Raw genomic sequence first — 21,851 nt, 5'->3', positions numbered from 1 at the left:
GGGCGGGCCTCGCTGGGTGCGGCGGCGGCCGCGGCGCTGGTGGACGCGGAGCGGGTGGAGGCGGGGCGGCTGCTGGGTGAGCTGGCGCGGGCGGGTCTGCTGGACCTGGTACGGGGGGAGCGGTACCGGATGCACGACGCGGTGCGCGCGTACGCGGCGGCGCGGCTGGCCGCGGACGAGGAGCGGGCGGAGGCGGCGGCCGCGCACGAGCGGCTGATCCGGGATTATGCGCGGCTGGCGGACTCGGTGATCCGGATGGTCGACGGGAAGATGTCGACCCGGGCGGACCGGTTCGGCGGGCACGGCTTCGCCTCGCTGGACGCGGCGCTGCGCTGGCTGGACGACGAGTCGAGTTTCATCACGGCGGCGCTGCGGCATTCGGAGGGGGTGGACCAGCAGGCGGTGCTGGACCTGCTGGGGGCGTTGTGCGACTTCTGTCTGCTGCGCGGGGACCTGTACCGGCTGGGTGAGATCAACGAGCTGACGCGGGCGGTGGACCAGGGCCGGCTGAACCGTTCGGTGCAGTGGCGTACGGGTATCGCGGCGCGGCAGCTCGGTGAGCTGGACAAGTCGCGGACGACGTTGACGTCGCTGGTGGACCAGTACAAGGCGGTCCGGCAGGAGGCGGGTGCGGCGATGGCGCTGCTGTCGTTGGGGATCACGTTGCACCACCAGGGGAACCTGCCGGAGGCGGCGGCGCGGATCCGGGAGGCGCTGGCGTTGCAGGAGCCGGAGGAGCTGGCGGGTGACCGGGCGTGGTCGTTGCACGCGCTGGGGGCGGTGGAGCGGGACCGGGGGCGGTTGCCGGAGGCGGTGGCGCTGCTGGAGCGGTCGCTGGCGCTGCACCGGGTGAGCGAGAGCGTGCACGGGGAGGCGTGGGCGCATTTCCAGCTGGGGCAGGTGCACGTGCGGGTGGGGGACGTGGGGCGGGCGGAGGAGGAGCTGCTGCTGGCGCTGGGGCTGTACGGGCGTACGCGTGACGACCGGGGTGAGGCGTGGGCGCTGACGCAGTTGGGGCGGGCGCGGGTGATCGCGGGGGATCCGGGGACGGCGCTGGAGCGGTTGCGGGACGCGCTGGCCCGGCACCGGCTGGCGGAGGACGCGCGGGGGGAGGCGTGGACGCTGTACTACCTGGGGCAGGCGCTGGAGGAGGACGGGGGGATCGACCGGGCGGTGCGGGAGCTGGAGCGGGCGCGGACGATGTTCTCGCGGATGCGGGACGTGTACGGGCTGGCGCACGCGCGCTACCACTTGGGGCGGGTGACGCGGGACCAGCAGGCGGCGCGGACGGGGAACCTGCGCAATTCGGGTTTTGCGCGGCAGCTGCTGGTGGACGCGCGGGCGGACTTCCGGCGGATCGGTTTGGCCCATGGGGAGGGGTGGGCCTGTCTGGAGCTGGCGGTGGTGGACGCGGGGAACGGGCGGGTGCCGCAGGCGCTGGCGCTGTGCGGGGAGGCGGCGGGGTTGTTCGGTTCGTACGGGGACCGGCGCGGGGAGGACTGGGCGCGGTTCCTGCGCTGCACGCTGCTGCCGTACGGGGGCGTGCCGGCTGGGGCGGTGGAGGCCGGGGCGGAGCTGGCCGCGCTGGCGAAGGGGGCGCACGGGGTGCGGGGGGACCGGCTGGAGGAGTGCGTGGAGTCGTACGGGGTGGTGCTGGCGCGCGGGGTGGATCCGGCGGAGGGGTGGCAGGCGTGGCGGCTGGGTCTGGTTCCGGATCTGCGGGCCCGGGAGGTGATGGGGGTGTCCTTGCCGGCGCCGTCGTGAGCACCGCTCACGGGCGCGGGCATCGCTCGCCGCTGTGAGCGCCCGCCGTCGGTGTGGCTGCTGCTCGCGCGCGGGAGCACCGCTCACGGTTCGGAGTGCCGCTCGTCCGGGCGGGCGGGAGCGCCTGCCACGGGTGTGGTCAGCGCTCGCCCGTGGGAGCACCGCTCTGCGGCGCGATCGGTGCTCTCGCCGTGCGGGTGGTCGCGCGTGAGCGCCCCGTCCCGCCGGGCTGCGGCGGGGCGGGGGCTCGTCCGTCGCGTGGGGTCAGGCCTTGGGGCCGTCGGCGGCCGGGGCGGCCGTGGCGCCGGCCGGCTCGGGGGCTTCCTCGAAGTCCACGCGGCCCATGTGCTTGCTCATCGACTTCATCAGGCCCCACACGCCGAGGGCGAGGGCCGCGAACACGATGAACCCGAGGAGGCCCGGGGTCACCTTGTTCTTGTCGAAGGTGTCGGCGGCCAGCGGAACGAGCTGGGTGACTGCTGCCTGCATAGCGCTCATGGCTACGCATTCTCCCGGATGCCCGCGAAGAGGTCGGACTCGGGGAGGGAAGTGTCGACGAGGGACTTCGCCAGCTCGTACTCCTCCGTGGGCCAGACCTCCTTCTGGATCTCCATCGGGACGCGGAACCAGCCGCCGTCCGGGTCGATCTGCGTGGCGTGTGCGATGAGGGCCTTGTCGCGGATCTCGAAGAAGTCCGAGCAGGGGACGTGCGTGGTCAGGGTCCGCTCCTTGCGCTCGAACTCCTTCCACCGCTCCAGCCACTCGCCGTAGGGGGATTCCAGGCCGCGGGCGAGGAGGGCCTCGTGCAGGGCGATGGTGCGCGGCTTGTTGAAGCCCTGGTTGTAGTAGAGCTTCTGCGGCTGGTACGGGGCGCCGTACTCGGCCTCGGGGAACTTGTCGGTGTCGGCCGCGCCGTCGAAGGCCACCATCGTGATCTTGTGGGTCATGATGTGGTCGGGGTGCGGGTAGCCGCCGTTCTCGTCGTAGGTGGTGATGACCTGCGGCTTGAAGGCGCGGATCTTCTTCACCAGCTCGCCGGCGGCCTCCTCCACGTCCGCGAGGGCGAAGCAGCCCTCGGGCAGCGGCGGCAGCGGGTCTCCCTCGGGGAGGCCGGAGTCCACGTAGCCGAGCCACTCCTGCTCGATGCCGAGGATCTCGCGGGCCTCGTCCATCTCCTTGGCGCGGACCTCGTGGATGTTCTCCTCGATGTACTTGTCGCCCTGGAGCTTGGGGTTGAGCACGGAGCCGCGCTCACCGCCGGTGCAGGTCACCACCAGGACGGGCACGCCCTCGGATACGTACTTGGCCATCAGTCGAAGCTGCTCGGTCAAGACAGGATCCTCTGTGATTCGGCGCGACGGTCAACCTCTATATTGACCGAATCGGGGGGCGGAAAATTCCTGGGTGCCTCACCCTCCCCAGCGAGAGGAATCGATCATGAGCGCGGTGCGCGAAGGGCTCCCGGAAGGCCGTTACGGCCGGTCGGCGGACGAGCGTGCGGACCGGAAGCTCAAGGTCGTCGGGTCGGTGCTCGGCGTGGGGCTGCTGGCCGTCGTCGGGTGGATCGGCTGGGACTACGTCGGCGGGCAGAGCGTCAGCGCCGAGGTGATCAAGTTCCAGATCGTCTCCGACTCCGAGGTGAAGGTGCACCTGGAGGTCCGCAAGGACGCCTCGGTCACCGGTGTCTGCACCCTCGATTCCCAGGACCAGGACCACGGCGAGGTCGGCCGCGCGGACTTCACCTTCCCGCAGAAGACGACGCGCGTGGACGAGGTGGTCACGCTGAAGACCACGGGCCGGGCCACCATGGTCGAGCTGGTCGGCTGCCAGGAGGCGGGCACCGCCCGCTGAACCGCCCGCCGGGCCGCCCGGGGCGACACCCTGCGGGTTCCCCGCGGATTCCCCGCGTCATGATCACTTCCGCGCCTAGCATGTGCACGCCATCCCCCGTGCCCTGTCCAGCCGACGGAAGACTTCCATGCGCTTCAAGCGGACCCTGACCGCGACCGCAGCCACAGCCTCACTCCTCACCCTCGCCACCGCCTGCGAGGACCCGGCCAAGGCGAGCCCGCCCACCGCGAGCCCCGCCGCGAGCCCCGCCGCGACCGGCGGAGCCTCCGCCCAGGCGTCCCCCTCGGCCGCCGGCGCCGCGCCGGCCACGCTCACCGAGGCACAGGCGTACGTACAGAAGTACACCTCCTGCGAGAACCTGAGCACCGGCCCGGCCGACCGCGTGAACCTCGCCGGGTACGCACCCGTCGGCGCCTGGTCCGTCACCGACCGCGGCATCTGCTCGGACCCGAAGGAACAGGACGAGATCGTCATCTCCATGGTCTCGGACATGAAGATCCACCAGCAGGCCTACAAGGACCACATCACGAAGCGGCTCGACGAGGGCTACTGGGACGCCGGCCTCTACGACCCGGTCTTCTACACCAAGACCTTCACGGTCTCCGCACAGAAGACCGGGACCGCCCTGGCCCTCGCCAAGTCGGACCTGCGCGTGCTGGTCTGCAACCCGGACTTTTCCGTGCCGGAGGGCTACAAAAAGGAGAAGGCCCTGGTCGACGGCTGCGTCCTGACCGACTTCGTCAACAGCCGGGACGGCAAGGGCAGCCCCGTCAAGGGACCGGCCCTGCCGAGCGCGGGCAGCATCGAGGAGCTCCGCAGGCTCGTCAGCCCGAAGACGGTCGACTGCACGGAAATGCTGGTCACCAACGAGCACATCGCGTCCATCGACTACCAGCCGGTCGTCGGCCGCGACGTCCGCGGCGCCGGCGTCAAGCAGCGGGCGGTCTGCGGGAAGCTCGGCGGGCCGAGGCCGGTGGACATGAACTGGCTGGACCTCGTCTCCGACATGAAGACCCTCCAGACCGTGTCCAAGGAGTCACAGCTCGCCGAGGTGGGGCAGCAGCGGAGCCTCACCCAGAGCAAGCTGATGGTCGGCAAGGACGTCGCCGTGGAGAGCAACAACCCGACCGTCCGCAAGGGGCTCTACAAGCTGGGGTTCCTGCGCCTGGACTGCGAACCCGGCTTCAGCGCGCCCGCCGGCTCCCGGATCCAGAAGGCCCAGGTCGACGGCTGCGTCCTGACCGACTTCGAGCGCCCGGTGAGCTGAGAGCCGACGGACGACCCCCGGGGGGCGTTCACGGCGTGCCCCGGGCGGGGTAGGGACCGGGGTGTTACGCCATCCGAGCACCAGCAGCCCCAGGAGCCGACATGTCCCTGTTCATCCCGGATTTCGACGACTCTGTCGTCGTCCGCGCCGCCGACGCGGAGGAGATCCACTACGGCCCGGACTCCACCCTGCGGCTGCTGGCCGACAGCTCCACGGGCGGCGGCTTCCTGTCCACCATGCGCGTGAGCCTGCGTGCGGGCTCCGACGGCGCCCGCCCGCACCATCACGGCCGGTCCGCCGAGATGTTCTACGTGATCGACGGGACGGCCCAGCTGCTGGCCGGCGACAAGGTGGTCACCGCCGAGGCCGGCGACCTGGTCGTCGTCCCGCCGGGACAGCAGCACGCCTTCGCCGCCGCGCCCGGGGAGAGCGCCGAGATGCTGGTGGTCATCACCCCGGGGGTGGAGCGGTTCGAGTACTTCCGGCACCTGGAGCGCATCCGGTTCGGGAAGGTGCCGCCGGAGAGCCTGCTGGAGGTCCAGGACCTGTACGACACGTATTTCGGGACCAGCACCACCTGGGAGGACGCGCGCACCCTGCGGGGGCAATGACACACTTCATACACATCGTGTCCTCCCCCTTTTCTTCCCGAATTGTTAGGCTCGTGGTTTCGCCCGCCACTGGCGGCTATGTAGTCCCCTGTACCGACGAGGAGCACCCGTGACCCAGACGAGCGAGAGCGTCACCTGGCTGACCCAGGCGGCGTACGACCAGCTGAAGGCCGAGCTGGACTACCTCTCTGGTCCCGCACGCACGGAGATCGCCATGAAGATCGCGGCTGCCCGCGAGGAGGGCGACCTGCGCGAGAACGGCGGCTACCACGCGGCCAAGGAGGAGCAGGGCAAGCAGGAGCTCCGCGTCCGCCAGCTCACCCAGCTCCTGGAGAACGCGAAGGTCGGCACCGCGCCGACGACCGCCGAGGGCGAGGTGGCCCCGGGCATGCTCGTGACCATCGCGTTCGACGGCGACGAGGACGACACGCTGGAGTTCCTGCTGGCCTCCCGCGAGTACGCCTCCAGCGACTTCGAGACCTACTCCCCGCAGTCCCCGCTGGGCGCGGGCGTGCTGGGCAAGAAGGTCGGCGAGGACGCCCAGTACGAGCTCCCGAACGGCAAGAAGGCCACCGTCAAGGTCATGGCCGTCAAGCCCTTCAACGGCTGACCGGCCCCTTTACGAGGACGTACGCCCGAGCCCCCGCCGGACCCGTTCCGGCGGGGGCTCGCGTACGTGCGGGCTCAGGCGTTGGCAGACCGGTACTTGCGCACGGCAAGGGTGCGAAAGCCCACGATGATCAGTACCGACCACAGGACCGACGCCACGACGGGGTGCTGCATGGGCCAGGCGTCCGGCACGGGGTAGCCCTCGGGGAGGTTGCCGAAGAGCACGCGGGCCGCCTGGACGGTGGCGCTGAAGGGGTTCCACTCCGCGATGGTCCGCAGGAAGGGCGGCATGTTCTCGGAGGGGACGAAGGCGTTCGAGATGAACGTCAGCGGGAAGAGCCAGATCAGCCCGCCCGAGGTGGCGGCCTCCGGGGTGCGTACCGACAGGCCGATCAGGGCGCCGATCCAGGAGAAGGCGTACCCGAGCAGGAGCAGCAGGGCGAATCCGGCGAGGACCTCGACGAGGCTGGTGTGGGTGCGCCAGCCGACGAGCAGGGCGACGACCGCGAGGACGACCAGGGTCAGGGTCGTCTGGACGAGGTCGGCGAGGGTGCGGCCGGTCAGGACGGCGCCGCGGGCCATGGGCAGGGAGCGGAAGCGGTCGATCAGGCCCTTGTGCATGTCGTCGGCGATGCCCGCGCCCGCTCCGGCGGTGGCGAAGGTGACGGTCTGGGCGAAGATGCCGGCCATCAGGAACTCGCGGTAGGCCTGCGGCGAGGTGCTGCCGCCGACGGCGATCGAGCCGCCGAAGACGTAGCTGAACAGCACGACGAACATGACCGGCTGGACGAGCCCGAAGACGATCACCTCGGGGATCCTGGACATCCTCAGCAGGTTCCGCCGGGCGATGACCAGGGAGTCCTTGGCGCTCCCCACGATGCCGCCGCGCGGGCGGGGGGCCGTGAGGCCGGTGGCCGGGGAGGTGGTGGTCACTGTGCCGCCTCCTTCTCCATCAGGGCGTCGCCGCGGCCCCCGGCCTGCGGCGGCCCCGCGCCGTCGGCGCCCTCCCCGGTCAGCTGCGCGGCGTGGCCGGTGAGGGAGATGAACACGTCGTCGAGGGTGGGGCGGCGCAGGCCGATGTCGTCGATCTCGATGCCGCGCAGGTCCAGCTCGCGGATGACCTCGGCGAGCAGTTTGGCGCCGCCCTGCACGGGGACGGTGAGCTTGCGGGTGTGCTCCTCGACGGTGGTCTCGCCACGGCCGAGGCCGGTGAGGACCTCGCGGGCGGTGGTGATGTGCTCGCGGGCGTGGACGACGACCTCGACGCGTTCGCCACCGGTCCGGGCCTTGAGCTGGTCGGAGGTGCCGCGGGCGATCACCCTGCCGTGGTCGACCACGCAGATGTCGTGGGCGAGGCGGTCGGCCTCCTCCAGGTACTGGGTGGTGAGCAGGAGGGTGGTGCCGCCGGCGACGAGTTCCTCGATGACGTCCCACAGGGCCTGCCGGTTGCGGGGGTCGAGGCCGGTGGTGGGCTCGTCCATGAACATCACCGGCGGGCGGACGACGAGGGCGGCGGCGAGGTCGAGGCGTCTGCGCATGCCGCCGGAGTAGGTCTTGGCGGTGCGGTCGGCCGCCTCGGCGAGGTTGAAGCGTTCCAGGAGTTCGTCGGCGCGGGCCCGGGCCGCCCTGCCGCTCATCTGGTAGAGCTGGCCGACCATCCGGAGGTTCTCGCGGCCGGTGAGGTACTCGTCGACGGCGGCGAACTGGCCGGAGAGGCCTATGGAGTGGCGGACCTGGTTGGGGTGCTTGAGGACGTCGATCCCGGCGACGACGGCGCGGCCGCTGTCGGGCCGCAGGAGGGTGGTCAGGACGCGCACGGTCGTGGTCTTGCCCGCGCCGTTCGGGCCGAGGAGGCCCAGCACGGTTCCCTCGGGGACGTCGAGGTCCACGCCGTCCAGCGCCCGTACGTCACCGAAGGTCTTGACCAGGGCTTCGGCGTATATGGCGCCTGGCATACGTATTCTCCCAGCGATCGATCAGACGATTCGGGGCATCACTACGCAAATCCTAGGTGCGCCGGACAGGGCCCGCCCGGCACAACGCATCCTATCGCGTCATATCGCGTCGCACCATGCTCCGGACGCACCCCGGGCCGTGCCTCCTCAGCCCATCACCCGGTACCCCGCCGCGTGCAGGGTGCGGGCCACCTCCTTGCAGTGCTCGGGCCCCTTGGTCTCCAGGTGCAGCTCCACCTCCACCTCGGTGAGCCCGAGCCTCGGGTCGGTCCGTACGTGGCTGACGTCCAGCACGTTCGCGTCCACCGTCGACAGCACCCCCAGCAGCCCCGCCAGGGCCCCCGGCGCGTCCGCCACCCGCAGCCGCAGCGACAGGTAGCGGCCCGCCGCCGCCATGCCGTGCCGCAGGATCCGCTGGAGCAGCAGCGGGTCGACGTTCCCGCCGGACAGGACGGCCACCACCGGCCCGCCCCCGTACCGCTCGGGCTCGCTCAGCAGCGCCGCCACCGGGGCGCAGCCGGCCGGCTCGACCACCAGCTTGGCCCGCTCCAGGCACAGCAGCAGGGCGCTGGACAGGGCGTCCTCCGACACGGTCCGCACGTCGTCCAGCAGCTCCCCGATGATCGCGAACGGGACGTCGCCGGGCCGCCCGACCTTGATGCCGTCGGCCATCGTGACCGGCCGGTCGACGGAGACCGGGTGGCCGACCTGGAGGGAGGGCGGGTACGCGGCCGCGCCCGCCGCCTGCACACCGATCACCTTCACGTCCGGGCGCAGCGCCTTGACCGCCACCGCGACGCCCGCCGCGAGACCGCCGCCGCCGACCCCGACGAGGATGGTGCGCACCTCGGGGCACTGCTCCAGGATCTCCAGGCCGACGGTGCCCTGGCCGGCGATGATGTCGCGGTGGTCGAAGGGGTGGATGAACACCGCTCCGGTACGGTCCGCGTACTCCTGGGCGGCGGCCAGGGTCTCGTCGACCACGTGCCCCTCCAGCCGCACCTCGGCCCCGTACTCCTGGGTGGCGGCCACCTTGGGCAGCGGGGCGCCGACCGGCATGAACACGGTCGAGCGGACCCCGAGCAGGGAGGAGGCCAGCGCCACGCCCTGGGCGTGGTTGCCGGCGCTCGCGGCGACGACCCCGGCCGCACGCTGCTCGGGGCGCAGGCCGGCGATGCGCACGTACGCGCCGCGCAGCTTGAAGGAGCCGGTGCGCTGGAGGTTCTCGCACTTGAGGTGCACCGGGGCGCCGACGAGGGAGGTGAGGTGCCGGCTGCCCTCCATGGCGGTCACACGGGACACCCCGGACAGCATCTTCTGAGCCCCCCGGACGTCGTCGAGGATCACCTGGGGGACGGGCTGCACACGGTAGGTCATGCGGTCAGTCTCGCAGCCCCCGGGGGCGTGGGCGCCGGGATGGACGGGGCGTCCGCGCGGTCTCGAGGCGGGCCCCGGGCGGCCCCCGGGAGGAGGGCGAAATCTCGCCATGCGGAACGGTCCGGGGGCGGCCGGGCAGACGGTGCGTATCAGTTGTCAAACGCGGCGTACGAGCCGCCGCACGGCCGCGTACTCTGTCCCCCATCCTTGTCGGCCCCACGCGAAGAGAGCCACGGCATGCCCTCCATCCCGGCCAGTTCCGACCTGCCCACGGCGGCCGAAGCGCCCGCCGGATCCGGACTCCTGGACGCGCTCCAGCACCAGGTGGCCGTCTTCGCCCGCCGGGCCGAGCAGACCCGCCTCGGCGGCGTCGGCCAGGCCCGCAACTCCATGGACCGCGCCGCGTACCTGCTGCTGAACAGGCTCGACCTGGAAGGCCCGATGGGCGTCAAGGCGCTGGCGGCAGGCATGGGCATCGACTCCTCCACCGTCACCCGGCAGGTGGCCCCGCTGGTCGACGCCGGTCTGGTCAAGCGCACCTCGCACCCCGAGGACGGCCGGGCCGTGGTCCTCGCGCTGTCCCCGCGCGGGCTGGCCCGGCTGGAGGAGGTCCGCTCCTCGCGGCGGGAGCTGATGGCCCGGGTGACCGAGGGCTGGGCGGAGGAGGAGCGCGAGGAGTTCACGCGGCTGCTGACCCGCTTCAACGGCTCGCTGTCGGAACTGATGTCCGCCGCCGCCGAGGGCGGCCCCGCCTCCTGAACCCGGCCCGGGATCCCGCCGTGTCACACCCCTTGACCGGGGCGGTGGCGCAGACCGCACCATGTGTGCTGTGGACCGGCGTGCGGGGCGGGACCCGGAGTTCGAGGCCTTCGTCGCGGGCGCGGCGGGGCGGCTGCTGCACGTCGCGGTCCTGCTGACGGCCGAACCCCCGGCCGAGGCGTACGCCGCGCACCGCATCCTCGCCGGCGCGCTGGCCCGTACGTACGCGTACTGGGAGCGGCTGCGCGGGGACGACCCGTACGACCACACCCGCCAGGAGGTCTGCGCCGCGTACGCGCGCACCGCGCGGCGGCTGCCGCCCGGCAGCGGGATCCTCGCACCGCTGAGCCCGGCGCAGCGGCTGGTGCTGGTGATGCGGGTCTACGAGGGCGTCGCCGAGGAGGTCACGGCCGCGCAGCTGGGGCTGGCGCCGGAGCGGGTCGAGGCCCTGCGCAACCGGGCGGTGGCCGCCCTGCGCGAGGCGACACGGCCGGCCGCGGGGGCGGCATGAGCCCGTACGACCGTAAGGAAGCGCAGGTCAGGCAGCTGCTGGAGGGCCCGCACCCGGCGGTGCCGGCCGGTCTGGCGGCGGCCGCGGCCGCGCGGGGGCGGCGGCTACTGCGGCGGCGCCGGGCCCTGCGCCGCTTCGGCTGGGCGGTGCTGTGGGCGGCGGCGGTCGCCTTCGCGGTGTGGGCGGCGCTGACGCACCCGTGGGCGGCGCCGCCCAGCCGCGTGTCGCCGCCCCTGGAGGGCTGGTAGCCCTCCGGGGGCGGCGGAGTACGACCTAGCCCAGGGCCTGGGTGAGGTCCGCGATGAGGTCGTCGGCGTTCTCGATGCCGACGGACAGGCGGATCAGGTCCGCGGGGACCTCCAGGGCCGAGCCGGCCACCGAGGCGTGGGTCATCCGGCCCGGGTGCTCGATGAGGGACTCGACGCCGCCGAGGGACTCGGCCAGCGTGAAGATCTTCGTGCGGCCGCAGATCGCGACGGCCTCCTCCTCGCCGCCGGCGACCTGGAAGGAGACCATGCCGCCGAAGTTGCGCATCTGCTTGGCGGCGATCTCGTGGCCGGGGTGCTCGGGCAGGCCCGGGTAGAGGACCTTGGTGACCTTCGGGTGGCGCTGGAGCACCTCCACGATCTTGGCGGCGTTCTCGGCGTGCCGGTCCATGCGCACGGCCAGGGTCTTGATGCCGCGCAGCACGACCCAGGAGTCGAACGGTCCGGCGACCGCGCCCATGGCGTTCTGGTGGTAGGCGAGCTCCTCGCCCAGGGCCTCGTCGGCGGCGACGAGGGCACCGCCGACGACGTCGGAGTGGCCGCCCATGTACTTGGTCAGCGAGTGCACGACGACGTCGGCGCCGAGCGCGAGGGGCTGCTGGAGGTAGGGGGAGGCGAAGGTGTTGTCGACGACGAGCTTGGCGCCGGCCGTGCGGGCGATGTCCGCGACCACCGCGATGTCGGTGATGCCCAGCAGCGGGTTCGAGGGGGTCTCGACCCAGATGAGCTTGGTCTTCGGGGTGATCGCGGCGCGCACGGAGTCGGCGTCGGAGGTGTCGGCGACCGACCACTCCACGCCCCAGCGGGAGACGACCTTCGCGAAGAGGCGGAACGTGCCGCCGTAGGCGTCGTTGGGAATGACCACGTGGTCGCCCGGGGCCAGCAGCGTGCGCAGCAGGCAGTCCTCGGCGGCCAGCCCGGAGGCGAAGGCCAGGCCGCGCCGGCCGCCCTCGAGCGCGGCGAGGTTCTCCTCCAGCGCGGTGCGGGTGGGGTTGCCGCTGCGGCTGTACTCGTATCCGCCGCGCAGGCCGCCCACGCCGTCCTGCTTGTAGGTGGACACCTGGTAGATCGGCGGTACGACCGCGCCGGTCTGCGGGTCCGCCGTGTTGCCCGCGTGGATCGCGCGGGTCTCGAAGCTCTGGTGCTCGTGGCTGTCGTCGCTCATGGGGCAGATGCTATGCCCCGCGCCGCCCGTGGTCTTCCGGGGCCGCCCGCGGGGACCGGTCACCGGGGCCGCCCACCGGGACCGGTCACGCATTCGCGTTTGCCCCGCCGGGTCTGGTTCGCTGGGAGACATGCAGATGATCTGGGTCCTGATGATGCTCGTGCTGGCCGGCGTCATGATCTATCGGTTCGTACGGGTCCGCCGGGGCGGCGGCCTGCGCCTGGTGTCGCCGGGCAGCCCCGACGCCGCCGACCCCGCCGACTACGGGTTCGTGCGGCAGGAGGAGCTCGACGTCCGGGTGCCGGGGCCCGACCAGGACCTGATGGACGCGCTGGGCAACGTCCAGCGCGGCGGCGGCTGGCAGGCGGCCTCCGCGCTGCTCGCCGGGACCCCGAAGGACGGGGAGCAGCGCTGGCAGCGGGTGCAGGCCTTCGGCGGGGCGGCGGCGCTGGACCTCGTACAGCGTCCCGGGGTCGGTGCGCCGTGGCTGAAGGCGTGGCGGCTGGAGGCCGAGAAGGACGCGGGCGGCGCGCAGGTGCACGCGGAGCTGCTGGTGCAGCAGGCCTGGCGCTCCTCCGGCGGGGTCGGCTCGCAGGACCACCGGATCATCCTGGAGGAGGCCCGGGAGGCCTGCCGCAAGGCGGCGCTGCTGTCGCCGGGCGACCCGGTGCCGTTCATCACGGAGCTGGCGGTCGCGCGGGGACTGGCCTATTCGGAGGCCGAGTTCGACGCGCTGTGGGCGAAGGTGCTCGACGTGGCGCCCGCGCACATGGGGGCGCACCTGGCGGCCCTGCACTACTGGTGCGAGAAGTGGCACGGCTCGCGGGAGAAGGCGGCGGCCTTCGCCGAGGCGGCCGCGGCCCGTGCCCCGCACGGCTCGCTCCTGGCGGCGCTGCCGCTGTTCTCGGTGTACGAGAACCTGCCCGACCAGCTCCTGGTGAACGACTTCGGGCGCACGGCGGTCGTCTCGCGGGCAGTGGAAGGGGCCCTGTTCGCGGTGCACCAGGCGCGGGCGGACGACCCGATGCTGGCGCACGTACGGCACCTGCTGCTGTGGTTCCTGGTGCGGATGGAGCGCTGGGCGGAGGCGATGGAGCAGGTGCGGCACGTGGACGGCTACGTGGGCGCGCTGCCCTGGTCGGCGTCCGAGGACCCGGCGCACACGTACGCGGTGGTCCGGGCGCTGGCGGTGGCCGGGTACGAGGCGAACGGCGGGTCGCCGGCCACGCTCCCGCACTGAGCCGGCCGGGCGCCGACGGCCGCGTCGGCGTCGTCGCGGGGCCAGGAAGGGCCGGGAAGGGCGGGGAATGGGAGCGCCTCCCCATCCGTTGTGCGTCCCACAAGGAGGAAATCCATGTTCTCGTACCGCCGCACGCCCGAGCTGCCCACCCGCGAGGAGGCCCTCAAGGGCCGTGCCGAAGCGCAGTTCACCCTGCCCGAGCGCCACACGGTCCTCGGCAACCCGCTGGCAGGCCCCTACCCCGAAGGCCTCGAAGTCGCCGACTTCGGCCTGGGCTGCTTCTGGGGCGCGGAGCGCAAGTTCTGGCAGACCCCCGGGGTGTGGACCACCCTGGCCGGCTACCAGGGCGGCTACACGGAGAACCCGTCGTACGAGGAGGTCTGCTCGGGCCTCACGGGCCACACGGAGGTCGTCCGCGTGGTCTTCGACCCGGCACAGGTCTCCTATTCCGCCCTCCTGAAGCTGTTCTGGGAGTCCCACGACCCCACCCAGGGCTTCCGCCAGGGCAACGACGTCGGCACCCAGTACCGCTCGGCGGTCTACACCCACTCCCCCGCCCACCAGGCGGCCGCCGAAGCCTCCCGCGACGCCTACCAGAAGGTCCTCACCGCCTCGGGCTACGGCACGATCACCACGGCCGTCCTCCCGGCGGACCCCCGCCCCTTCTGGCCGGCGGAGCCGTACCACCAGCAGTACCTCGACAAGAACCCCGGCGGCTACTGCGGCATCGGCGGCACGGGCGTCTCCTGCCCCATCGGCGTCGCCCCGGCGCCGGGGGTGTAGGCAACCCGCGCCGTAGACCGGCAGCGGTCCGGCAGGCCTCGAAACCGGCCGGGCTGCTGCCTGTCACCCTTTCGGCGGGGAAAGACGGCTGAGCCCTGGGTACGCTGGCGGCGGGGCCCAGAATCTCGCGCATGGGAGCAACCGTGACCTCCGCCGCCGACCAGCCGCTCATTCCGCAGCCGCCGGCCACCGTGACCACGCTGCGGCAGGCCCTCGCCCAGATCGCCCCGGCGGCGCTGCCCGCGTTCACCCGTGAGCTGGACCAGGCGGCCGACCAGGCGCGGCAGGCCTCCGACCTGGCCCCGCTGCAGCGGTTCATCGCCCAGTGGGCGGCGTACGTGTACGTCCAGCGCCAACCTCACCTTGCGGCGGACCTCCGCCGTTGGGAGGCCGCCGCAGCCACCGCCGACGCGGACGGGGCCCGAAGGGCCGCCGCCGAGATCGGCCGCATCCTCGACGCGGCCCACGCGGCCCTCGCCGCTCCTCTGACGTGAGCTCCGGCTGGCGCTGGGAGTACGACCCCGACCACGCCCATGTGGCGGGTGGCGTGCCCGCCAAGGTCGTCGCCGAGGTGGAGCGTCTGGCCCGACAGCTGGTCGACCTGGCCGACATGGGAATCCACCTCGATGAGGTCGGCAACGGCCCGCAGCCCGGCGGCCTGCGACGGATGGACGCCGCCGGGGGATGGTTCTACTTCCTCGCCGCGCCCAGGGCGCGGCTGATCATCGTCGTACGCATCGTGCCGCCCTTCGAGGCGCTGTAGATCCATACTCCCGGCCGGCCGGACCCGTCAGATGGTCGAGGTGTCGATCACGAAGCGGTAGCGGACGTCGCTGGACAGGACCCGCTCGTAGGCCTCGTTGATCTGGTCGCCGCTGATCACCTCGATCTCCGAGCCCAGCCCGTGCTCGGCGCAGAAGTCGAGCATCTCCTGGGTCTCGGCGATGCCGCCGATCATGGAGCCGGCCAGGGTCCTGTTGCCGGCGATGACCGAGAACAGGTTCAGCTCCACCGGCTCCTCCGGGGCGCCCACGTTCACCAGCGCGCCGCCGACCCGCAGCAGGGACAGGTAGCGGTCCAGGCCGAGCGGGGCCGAGACGGTGGACAGGATCAGGTCGAAGCGGCCCTTCAGTTCCTTGAACGTGGCCTCGTCGGCCGTCGCGTAGTAGTGGTCGGCGCCCAGCCGCAGGCCGTCCTCCCGCTTGCGCAGGGACTGCGACAGGACGGTCACCTCCGCGCCCAGCGCGTGCGCGATCTTCACGCCCATGTGCCCGAGGCCGCCCAGGCCGACGATCGCGACCTTCTTGCCCGGGCCCGCCCCCCAGTGCTTCAGCGGGGAGTACAGGGTGATGCCGGCGCACAGCAGCGGCGCGGCCACGTCGAGGGCCAGGCCCTCGGGGATGCGGACGGCGTAGTTCTCGTCGACGACCAGGTGCGTGGAGTAGCCGCCGTACGTGGGCTCGCCGTTCCTGTCGAGGGCGTTGTACGTGCCGGTCGCGCCCTGGACGCAGTGCTGCTCCTGCCCGGCCAGGCAGTACTCGCACTCGCGGCAGCTGTCGACGAAGCAGCCGACGCCCACCCGGTCGCCGACCGCGTACTTCGTGACGCCCGGTCCGACTTCGGCGACCACACCGGCGATCTCGTGGCCCGGGACCATGGGGAAGATGCCCTCGCCCCAGCCGTCGCGGGCCTGGTGGATGTCGGAGTGGCAGATGCCGGCGTACTTGACCTCGATGAGGACGTCGTGCTCGCCGACCGGGCGGCGCGGGACGGTGGTGCGCTCCAGCGGGGCCTTGGGGGCGGGGGCGGCGTAGGCGGCTGCCTGGGTCACGGACATGGGGTGTTCTCCTCGGACGTGGACGCCGGCCGGCCTTCCGGATGGGTTCCGGCCGGCCGGGCGTCCGTGCTGCGATGACACCCACCATGCCCCGGCGCGGCCCGGCCACCCAGCCCCCTGCTGAGCCTAGGACTGCCGTGCGTACCCCTGAGGGGGTCAGGCTGGGGCCCGCGCGGCGGCGCCGCTCCACGGATACTTGCGCTATGGACCACCACCTGGACCAACGCGCCGAACTGGGAGACTTCCTCCGCACCTGCCGGGCCCGCCTGCGCCCCGAGGACGTGGGCCTGCCCGACCACGGGCGGCGCCGCAGGGTGCCCGGGCTGCGCCGGGAGGAACTGGCGCAGCTGGCCGGGGTGTCGGTGGCCTACTACACGCGCCTGGAGCAGGGCCACGGCCACAACGTGTCGGCGGAGGTGCTGGACGCCGTCGCGCGGGCGCTGCGCCTGGGCGAAGTGGAGACGGCGCACCTGAACCACCTGGCGAGCCCCCGCATCCGCAGGGGCGGCCGCGCCCGGCGCCCCCAGCAGGTCCGCCCGGAGCTGCGCACGCTGATGGACGCGATGGAGGGCGTACCGGCGTACCTGGTGGGGCGGCGTCAGGACGTGATCGGCTGGAACCGGCTGGCGGCGGCCGTCTTCGGGGACTTCGGGGCGCACCCGGCGGCGGAGCGGAACCTGGTGCGGCTGGTGTTCCTGGACCCGGCGACGGCGGAGCTGTACGCCGACTGGGAGTGCCGGGCCTGCGAGGTGGTCAGCAACCTGCGCCTGTACGCCGGCCAGCACCCGGACGACGAGCAGCTGACGGCGCTGGTCGGGGAACTGTCGGTGAAGAACGAGGAGTTCCGCCGGCTGTGGGCGGCGCACACGGTGGCGGACAAGACGCACGGGGTGAAGCGGCTGCGCCATCCGCTGGTGGGCGAGCTGGAGCTGTCGTTCGAGACGCTGACCCTGCCCGACGACCCGGCCCAGTTCCTGGTCACCTTCCACGCCGCCCCGGGCTCCCCGTCGGCGGACGCCCTGCGCCTGCTGTCGTCGTGGACGGCCCCGATGCCGCCGCCGTCGGCCCCGGCGCCCGCGGAGGAGCGGGCCTGAGCGACGGCGACGGTCGGCGGGATCAGCGGCCGAACAGGTTCTCGGTGACCGTCACCCGTCCCCGCTCGATCGTCGCGACGCGGGGCGCCCGCTTGGCGAGGGCGCTGTCGTGGGTGACCATCACGAAGGTCAGGCCGTGGTCCTTCCAGAGGCCTTCGAGGAGGTCCATGACCTCGTCGCGGGTGGACTCGTCGAGGTTGCCGGTGGGTTCGTCCGCCAGGAGCACCTTCGGCTTCTTCACCAGGGCGCGGGCGATCGCGACCCGCTGCTGCTGGCCGCCGGACAGCTCCGCGGGCAGGTGGCCCGTGCGCTCGCCCAGCCCGACCGACTCCAGCGCCTCCGCGGCCCGGGCGCGCCGCTCGGCCGTCTTCAGGCCGAGGGGGACGAGGGCGGTCTCGACGTTCTCCTGGGCGGTGAGCGTGGGGATCAGGTTGAAGGACTGGAAGACGAAGCCGATGCTCTCGGCGCGGACCTTGGTGAGCCGGGCCTCGGAGATCGCGCCCAGGTCCACGCCGTCGAGGACGACCTGGCCGGCCGTCGGCCGGTCGAGGCCGCCCAGCATCTGCAGCAGGGTGGACTTGCCGCCGCCGGTGGGGCCCTGGATGACGAGCCGGCCGCCGTCCTCGATGGTCAGGTCGACTCCGGCGAGCGCGTCGACGGTCTGCTTGCCGCGCTGGTAGCGCTTGGTGACTCCGGTGAGCTGGTACATCTTCTCGTTCCCTCGGGTGGGGTGGGGTGGGTGCGTACGGGGGGACGTGCGCGGGCTACTCGACGCGGCGCAGGGCGTCCGCCGGGCGGAGCCGGGAGGCGCGCCAGCCTCCGAAGCCGCCGGCGACGAGTCCGCCCGCGACGGCCAGGGCCACGGCGAGGCCGATGGTGGAGAGGGAGACGGGCGCGGTGAGGGCCACGTCCACGGCCTTGGCGGCGGCGTGCCGGGCGCCCTGCCCGAACATCCGGCCCCCGCCGCCGCCCGCGCCCCGGCCGGCGCCGACCGCCGCCGCCGAGGTGCGCGGTGAGGCTGGGGGCGGCGGCGGTGATGGCGTAGGCGGCGGCGAGGCCGAGGCCGATCCCGAGGGCGCCGCCGATCAGGCCGTTGACCAGGGCCTCTCCGGCGACCTGGCGGGTGACGCGGCCGCTCTTCCAGCCGAGGGCCTTCAGGGTGCCGAACTCGCGGACGCGGCGGGAGACGGCGGAGGAGGTGAGGAGGCCGGCGACGAGGAAGGCGGCGGCGAGGACGGTGTAGGAGAGCCAGGTGCCGACGGTGGAGGCGAGGGAGGAGGCGGTGGAGAGGGAGCCCGAGACGGTGTCGGCGAGGTCGGCGGAGGTGGTGACGGTGGTGTCGGGGACGTTCTTCTGGATGGCCTGCTTGACGGAGCCGATCGCCTGGGAGTCCTTCGCCTGGACGTAGACGGTGGTGATCTTGTCGGGGGTGCCGGCGAGGGTCTGGGCCTGCTTGAGGGGGACGTAGACGTTGGCGGCGGCGTCGCCGCTGTCGGCGGTGGCGATGCCGACGACCTTGAACTTGGTGTTCTTGACGGTGACTTCGGCGCCCACGTCGAGCTTGTTCTTCTGGGCGTAGGCGCTGTCGAGGACGGCGACGGCGGCATCGGTCTCACCCGTCTGGAAGCCGCGGCCCGAGGTGATCTTCGAGGTGGTGAGCGGGCCCATCCCGGTCTGGGTGACGTCCGCCCCGTACACGGAGAAGGAGTTGACGTCGAAGTCGGCGCCGCCGCCCTGCACGGTGTCGCCCCGGCCACCGCCGGACCGGCCGCCGTTCTGGCCGCCCTGACCGCCCTGGCCGCCGCCCTGGCCTTCGGCGCGGCGCAGCTCGCCGCGCTTGAACTGGCCATTGACCTTGACGACCTGGAGGCTGAGCCCGCCGACGGCCTTCGCCACCCCGTCCTGCCCGCCGACCTCGCCGACGGTGGCCGCGTCGAGGGTCGCGAAGCCCTGCGGGATCACCATGTCGCTGCTCTGCTCGCCGTCACCGCCCTCGCCCTCCCCGCGGGCGTCGAAGCGGAACCTGGGGCGGTTGCCGTTCGCGCCGTCCTCCGGGGGCTTCTGGGCCTTGGTGACGGTCATGTCCGTACCCAGCCCGTAGAGCGACTGGAGGACCTTGGCCTGCGCCGCGGCCATGCCGGCGGAGACGGAGGTGACGACGATGACGAGGGCGATGCCGAGGGCGAGCCCCGAGGCGACGACGAGTGCGGCCTTCCGGCGTCGGCGCAGCTCGCGCCGGAGGTAGGTGAAGAACATGCGGGCGAAGCTAGGAAGCACCCGTGATGGCCGGATAAGCCCAGGGTGAGAGAAGCATAAGAACGCGCCACGAAGGCCGTATTCACAGCCCGCTCACAGCTTCCCCGGGAAAAGCGGAACGGCGGGAAGCCCGGGGCTCCCCGCCGTTCACCACCTCGCGGTCACGTCACGTCACATCAGGCGGACGGACCGGCCTTCCACTCGGCCCAGCTCATGTTCCAGCCGTTGAGGCCGTTGTCCGGCTTGATGGTCTTGTCCGGGGAGTTCACCACGGTGACCACGTCGCCGATGAGCGAGTTCTCGAAGAACCACGCACCGGCGGTGTCCGGGTCGTTGGCGCCCTTGGCGTCGTTCAGACCGACACAGCCGTGGCTGGTGTTCACGTTGCCGAAGATGGAGTCGTCGCCCCAGTAGTTGCCGTGGATGAACGTGCCCGACGTGGACAGCCGCATCGCGTGCGGGACGTCCTTGATGTCGTACTCGCCCTTGCCCTCACTGTTCTTGAAGCCGACGGTGGAGCCGTCCATCCGGGTCTCCTTGAACTTCTCGGAGATCACCATCTGACCGTTGTAGGTCGGGTTCTCCGGGGAGCCCGCCGAGATCGGGATGGTCTTGAGGACCTGCCCGTCCCGGGTGACCGTCATCTTCTTGGTCTTCGTGTCGACCGTGGAGACCTGGCTCCGGCCGATCTTGAAGGTGACGGTCTTGTTCTGCACGCCCTGGATGCCGGGCGCGCCCTGCACGCCCTGGAGGGCCAGCTTCAGCGTGACGGTGGAGTTCGCCTGCCAGTACTGCTCGGGGCGGAAGTCCAGGCGCTGGTTGCCGAACCAGTGGCCGACGACCTCCTGGCCGCTGCTGGAGGTGACCGTGATGGCCGCCTGGACGGCCTTCGTGTCCTTGATCGGCTTGTTGAAGTTGATCGAGACCGGCATGCCCACGCCGACCGTCTGACCCTCTTCCGGCGTGTAGTCGCCGATGAAGCTGTTCTCGGGCGACAGGGTGGTGAAGGAGGCGTTCTCGTGCGCCTCGCGCCCGGCCTCGTCCTTCGCGGTCGCCGACAGGGCGTACTTCGTGGAGCGCTTCAGCGCACCGGCCGGCTTCCAGCTCTTGCCGTCGGCCGCGATCTTGCCTTCGACGGCCGCGCCGTCCGAGCTCTTCAGCTCGACCTTGGTGAGCGTGCCGTCACTTACCGTGACGCTCGCTCCGTCGGTCGTGGCTATGTTGGTGGCGCCGTCCTTCGGCGTGATCGCTATCTTCGCCTTGGAGGCGTCCTTCGCCGCCGCCGCGTCGACCTCGGCCTGGGACTTGCCGGAGCCGCCGCCCTGAGACTTGTCGTCACCCCCGCCATTGCAGGCCGAAAGCATCAGTACGCCGCCGAGCACGGCGGACACGGCCACCAGGGACCTTCGCCGCCGCTTGCTGTACGTCCTCACACGTCACTCCATCGTTGCCGGAAACCCCGAGGCTGCATTCCCGGGATCGGGCCGGGCAGGGGGGATCACCCCCTGCACGTCCTGACAACGCGTTAACGACGCGGATCGGTTCCACACTCCGTTCGAATGTGTGCAACCCCACGGTCAGGCGTTGTCGGCCTCTTCTTCGAAGACCCCATCTTCCTCGTCCAGGTCCCACTCCAGGGACTCGGGGTCGTATTCGACGGGCTCACTGCTCCAGGAGGCCTGGGCCAGCTCCACGCCGGCGAGCTCCGCGACCAGGTCCGTCGGGTCGACGAGGTAGGCCAGGGCCTCGGACTCATCTTCCCTCACCGCGGACTCGGCATGTGCGCGTTCCTCGTCCGGCATGAACTCGTCGGCCTTGATGTGCGCGAGGGCGGCGCCGATGAGGGCATCGGAATCCGATACCTCCAGCACCAAATCCACCCGAAGTCGTACGTACCGTGATGTCTCAGAAGGGTTCATACGACGGAGAGTAAGCCCCTGACAGCCTCGACTTTCCCGCGACCCGCCCCTTTCACTAGCATCTGCGCACACGGCCAATTCGCTGCTTCCGCAAGGGGGATCGCACCGTGTCCGCACCTCGACCGCTGCTCACCGCTCTCGGAGCGACCACCCTCCTCGCCGCCCTCTGGTTCGTCCCGTCGGCGAACGCCACCGCCCCGGACACCCAGACCTCCTCCGCAGCCCCGGCCGCCGCCAACACGGGCACCGTCACGGGCGAGGGCACGGGCGACGGCACCATCGCCCCGGAGGAACACCCGGCGACGATCACGGTCCTCTCCCTGGCCGACACGGGCAGCGTCGACACCACCCCGTACGTCCTGGGCGGCACCCTCTGCCTGGGCCTGGGCGCAGGCTTCGTGACCTTCTCGGTCCGCAGATCCCGGGTGAGCTAGCCGGAGCGCCGGAGAACGGGGACCCGGAACCTGGAGCCTGGAGCCTGGAGCCCGGAACCTGGAACAGCTGACCGGTACCGGGATGGTCGGGATCTCGGCCGGGCGGTCTCAGAGACGGGTTGGGGCTTTCCCGTCAGTCTCATCGTCCTTCCG

Annotated in this window: 24 protein-coding genes and 1 pseudogene; 14 read left to right on the top strand and 11 right to left on the bottom strand. The window is 72.1% G+C overall.

Annotated elements, in window-relative coordinates; all coding sequences use genetic code 11:
• A partial coding sequence (locus VR44_RS07735) for a tetratricopeptide repeat protein (RefSeq protein WP_045946640.1) occupies positions 1-1,764 on the top strand: 1,764 nt, incomplete at its 5' end.
• Between the two features lie 264 nt (positions 1,765-2,028).
• On the opposite strand, the gene VR44_RS07730 is transcribed toward VR44_RS07735, so the two are convergent.
• Together VR44_RS07730 and mca are read right to left on the bottom strand one after the other, a co-directional pair.
• Positions 2,029-2,262: a hypothetical protein gene (locus VR44_RS07730; RefSeq protein ID WP_045946638.1), complete on the bottom strand. Its 234-nt coding sequence runs from the start codon at positions 2,260-2,262 to the stop codon at positions 2,029-2,031.
• A gap of 2 nt (positions 2,263-2,264) precedes the next feature.
• The gene (gene mca / locus VR44_RS07725) at positions 2,265-3,095 is read right to left on the bottom strand and encodes a mycothiol conjugate amidase Mca (RefSeq protein WP_425424489.1); all 831 of its coding nucleotides are present in this window, start codon (positions 3,093-3,095) and stop codon (positions 2,265-2,267) included.
• Positions 3,096-3,201: 106 nt separating this feature from the next.
• Here mca and VR44_RS07720 point away from each other — a divergent pair, with 106 nt between their 5' ends.
• The 4 genes from VR44_RS07720 to greA all read left to right on the top strand — a co-directional run bounded on the left by VR44_RS07720 (position 3,202) and on the right by greA (position 6,103).
• Positions 3,202-3,615: a DUF4307 domain-containing protein gene (locus VR44_RS07720; RefSeq protein ID WP_045946636.1), complete on the top strand. Its 414-nt coding sequence runs from the start codon at positions 3,202-3,204 to the stop codon at positions 3,613-3,615.
• A gap of 127 nt (positions 3,616-3,742) precedes the next feature.
• The gene (locus VR44_RS07715) at positions 3,743-4,882 is read left to right on the top strand and encodes a hypothetical protein (RefSeq protein WP_045946635.1); all 1,140 of its coding nucleotides are present in this window, start codon (positions 3,743-3,745) and stop codon (positions 4,880-4,882) included.
• A gap of 101 nt (positions 4,883-4,983) precedes the next feature.
• Positions 4,984-5,493, top strand: a complete 510-nt coding sequence (locus tag VR44_RS07710; RefSeq protein ID WP_045946634.1) for a cupin domain-containing protein — start codon at positions 4,984-4,986, stop codon at positions 5,491-5,493.
• Positions 5,494-5,602: 109 nt separating this feature from the next.
• Positions 5,603-6,103, top strand: coding sequence for a transcription elongation factor GreA (gene greA, locus VR44_RS07705; RefSeq protein ID WP_045946633.1), 501 nt, complete (start codon positions 5,603-5,605; stop codon positions 6,101-6,103).
• A 74-nt stretch (positions 6,104-6,177) separates the two neighbouring features.
• Here greA and VR44_RS07700 read toward each other — a convergent pair whose 3' ends face one another.
• The 3 genes from VR44_RS07700 to ilvA all read right to left on the bottom strand — a co-directional run bounded on the left by VR44_RS07700 (position 6,178) and on the right by ilvA (position 9,434).
• Positions 6,178-7,035 (bottom strand): ABC transporter permease, encoded by an 858-nt coding sequence (locus VR44_RS07700; protein ID WP_045946632.1) that lies wholly within the window; start codon positions 7,033-7,035, stop codon positions 6,178-6,180.
• On the bottom strand, positions 7,032-8,057 hold the full coding sequence (locus VR44_RS07695) for a daunorubicin resistance protein DrrA family ABC transporter ATP-binding protein (protein WP_045946631.1): 1,026 nt from the start codon (positions 8,055-8,057) through the stop codon (positions 7,032-7,034). The genes VR44_RS07700 and VR44_RS07695 overlap by 4 nt, the downstream gene beginning before the upstream one ends.
• Positions 8,058-8,204: 147 nt before the next feature.
• Positions 8,205-9,434, bottom strand: a complete 1,230-nt coding sequence (ilvA, locus tag VR44_RS07690; RefSeq protein WP_045946630.1) for a threonine ammonia-lyase — start codon at positions 9,432-9,434, stop codon at positions 8,205-8,207.
• Positions 9,435-9,671: 237 nt separating this feature from the next.
• Here ilvA and VR44_RS07685 point away from each other — a divergent pair, with 237 nt between their 5' ends.
• From VR44_RS07685 to VR44_RS07675, 3 genes are all read left to right on the top strand, one after another.
• Positions 9,672-10,193 (top strand): MarR family winged helix-turn-helix transcriptional regulator, encoded by a 522-nt coding sequence (locus tag VR44_RS07685; protein ID WP_045946629.1) that lies wholly within the window; start codon positions 9,672-9,674, stop codon positions 10,191-10,193.
• Positions 10,194-10,254: 61 nt separating this feature from the next.
• Positions 10,255-10,704 (top strand): sigma factor-like helix-turn-helix DNA-binding protein, encoded by a 450-nt coding sequence (locus VR44_RS07680; protein ID WP_045946628.1) that lies wholly within the window; start codon positions 10,255-10,257, stop codon positions 10,702-10,704.
• A complete protein-coding gene (locus VR44_RS07675; RefSeq protein WP_045946627.1) occupies positions 10,701-10,952 on the top strand; it encodes a hypothetical protein in 252 nt (83 codons plus the stop codon). Before VR44_RS07680 ends, VR44_RS07675 begins: the two co-directional genes overlap by 4 nt.
• A 25-nt stretch (positions 10,953-10,977) precedes the next feature.
• Here the strand turns inward: VR44_RS07675 and VR44_RS07670 are convergent, their stop codons facing one another.
• Positions 10,978-12,135, bottom strand: a complete 1,158-nt coding sequence (locus VR44_RS07670) for a cystathionine gamma-synthase (RefSeq protein WP_045946626.1) — start codon at positions 12,133-12,135, stop codon at positions 10,978-10,980.
• A gap of 130 nt (positions 12,136-12,265) precedes the next feature.
• On the opposite strand from VR44_RS07670, the gene VR44_RS07665 reads away from it, so the two are divergent.
• The 4 genes from VR44_RS07665 (at position 12,266) to VR44_RS07650 (ending at position 14,921) form a co-directional block, all read left to right on the top strand.
• A complete protein-coding gene (locus VR44_RS07665; RefSeq protein ID WP_045946625.1) occupies positions 12,266-13,375 on the top strand; it encodes a hypothetical protein in 1,110 nt (369 codons plus the stop codon).
• Positions 13,376-13,489: 114 nt separating this feature from the next.
• The gene (gene msrA, locus VR44_RS07660; RefSeq protein ID WP_045946624.1) at positions 13,490-14,158 is read left to right on the top strand and encodes a peptide-methionine (S)-S-oxide reductase MsrA; all 669 of its coding nucleotides are present in this window, start codon (positions 13,490-13,492) and stop codon (positions 14,156-14,158) included.
• A gap of 131 nt (positions 14,159-14,289) precedes the next feature.
• Positions 14,290-14,652, top strand: coding sequence for a hypothetical protein (locus tag VR44_RS07655; protein WP_045946623.1), 363 nt, complete (start codon positions 14,290-14,292; stop codon positions 14,650-14,652).
• Positions 14,649-14,921: a hypothetical protein gene (locus VR44_RS07650; RefSeq protein ID WP_045946622.1), complete on the top strand. Its 273-nt coding sequence runs from the start codon at positions 14,649-14,651 to the stop codon at positions 14,919-14,921. The genes VR44_RS07655 and VR44_RS07650 overlap by 4 nt, the downstream gene beginning before the upstream one ends.
• A gap of 27 nt (positions 14,922-14,948) precedes the next feature.
• Here the strand turns inward: VR44_RS07650 and VR44_RS07645 are convergent, their stop codons facing one another.
• Positions 14,949-15,995, bottom strand: coding sequence for an NAD(P)-dependent alcohol dehydrogenase (locus VR44_RS07645; RefSeq protein ID WP_045946621.1), 1,047 nt, complete (start codon positions 15,993-15,995; stop codon positions 14,949-14,951).
• 203 nt (positions 15,996-16,198) lie between these two features.
• Here VR44_RS07645 and VR44_RS07640 point away from each other — a divergent pair, with 203 nt between their 5' ends.
• On the top strand, positions 16,199-17,089 hold the full coding sequence (locus VR44_RS07640) for a helix-turn-helix transcriptional regulator (RefSeq protein WP_045946620.1): 891 nt from the start codon (positions 16,199-16,201) through the stop codon (positions 17,087-17,089).
• A 22-nt stretch (positions 17,090-17,111) separates the two neighbouring features.
• On the opposite strand, the gene VR44_RS07635 is transcribed toward VR44_RS07640, so the two are convergent.
• The 4 genes and pseudogenes from VR44_RS07635 to VR44_RS46900 all read right to left on the bottom strand — a co-directional run bounded on the left by VR44_RS07635 (position 17,112) and on the right by VR44_RS46900 (position 21,216).
• A complete protein-coding gene (locus VR44_RS07635; RefSeq protein WP_045946619.1) occupies positions 17,112-17,798 on the bottom strand; it encodes an ABC transporter ATP-binding protein in 687 nt (228 codons plus the stop codon).
• A 55-nt stretch (positions 17,799-17,853) separates the two neighbouring features.
• Positions 17,854-19,345, bottom strand: a pseudogene (locus tag VR44_RS07630) (ABC transporter permease).
• 176 nt (positions 19,346-19,521) lie between these two features.
• On the bottom strand, positions 19,522-20,778 hold the full coding sequence (locus tag VR44_RS07625) for a L,D-transpeptidase (RefSeq protein ID WP_045946618.1): 1,257 nt from the start codon (positions 20,776-20,778) through the stop codon (positions 19,522-19,524).
• A gap of 144 nt (positions 20,779-20,922) precedes the next feature.
• Positions 20,923-21,216, bottom strand: a complete 294-nt coding sequence (locus tag VR44_RS46900) for a hypothetical protein (protein ID WP_045946617.1) — start codon at positions 21,214-21,216, stop codon at positions 20,923-20,925.
• A gap of 155 nt (positions 21,217-21,371) precedes the next feature.
• On the opposite strand from VR44_RS46900, the gene VR44_RS07615 reads away from it, so the two are divergent.
• On the top strand, positions 21,372-21,698 hold the full coding sequence (locus VR44_RS07615; protein ID WP_245691630.1) for a hypothetical protein: 327 nt from the start codon (positions 21,372-21,374) through the stop codon (positions 21,696-21,698).
• Positions 21,699-21,851 lie beyond the last annotated feature (153 nt).

The sequence above is a fragment of the Streptomyces katrae genome (genome assembly GCF_000966975.1).
Taxonomy (GTDB): domain Bacteria; phylum Actinomycetota; class Actinomycetes; order Streptomycetales; family Streptomycetaceae; genus Streptomyces; species Streptomyces katrae.
The sequence above is the reverse complement of the archived record's forward strand: the minus strand, read 5'-3'. Positions and strand labels throughout refer to the sequence as shown.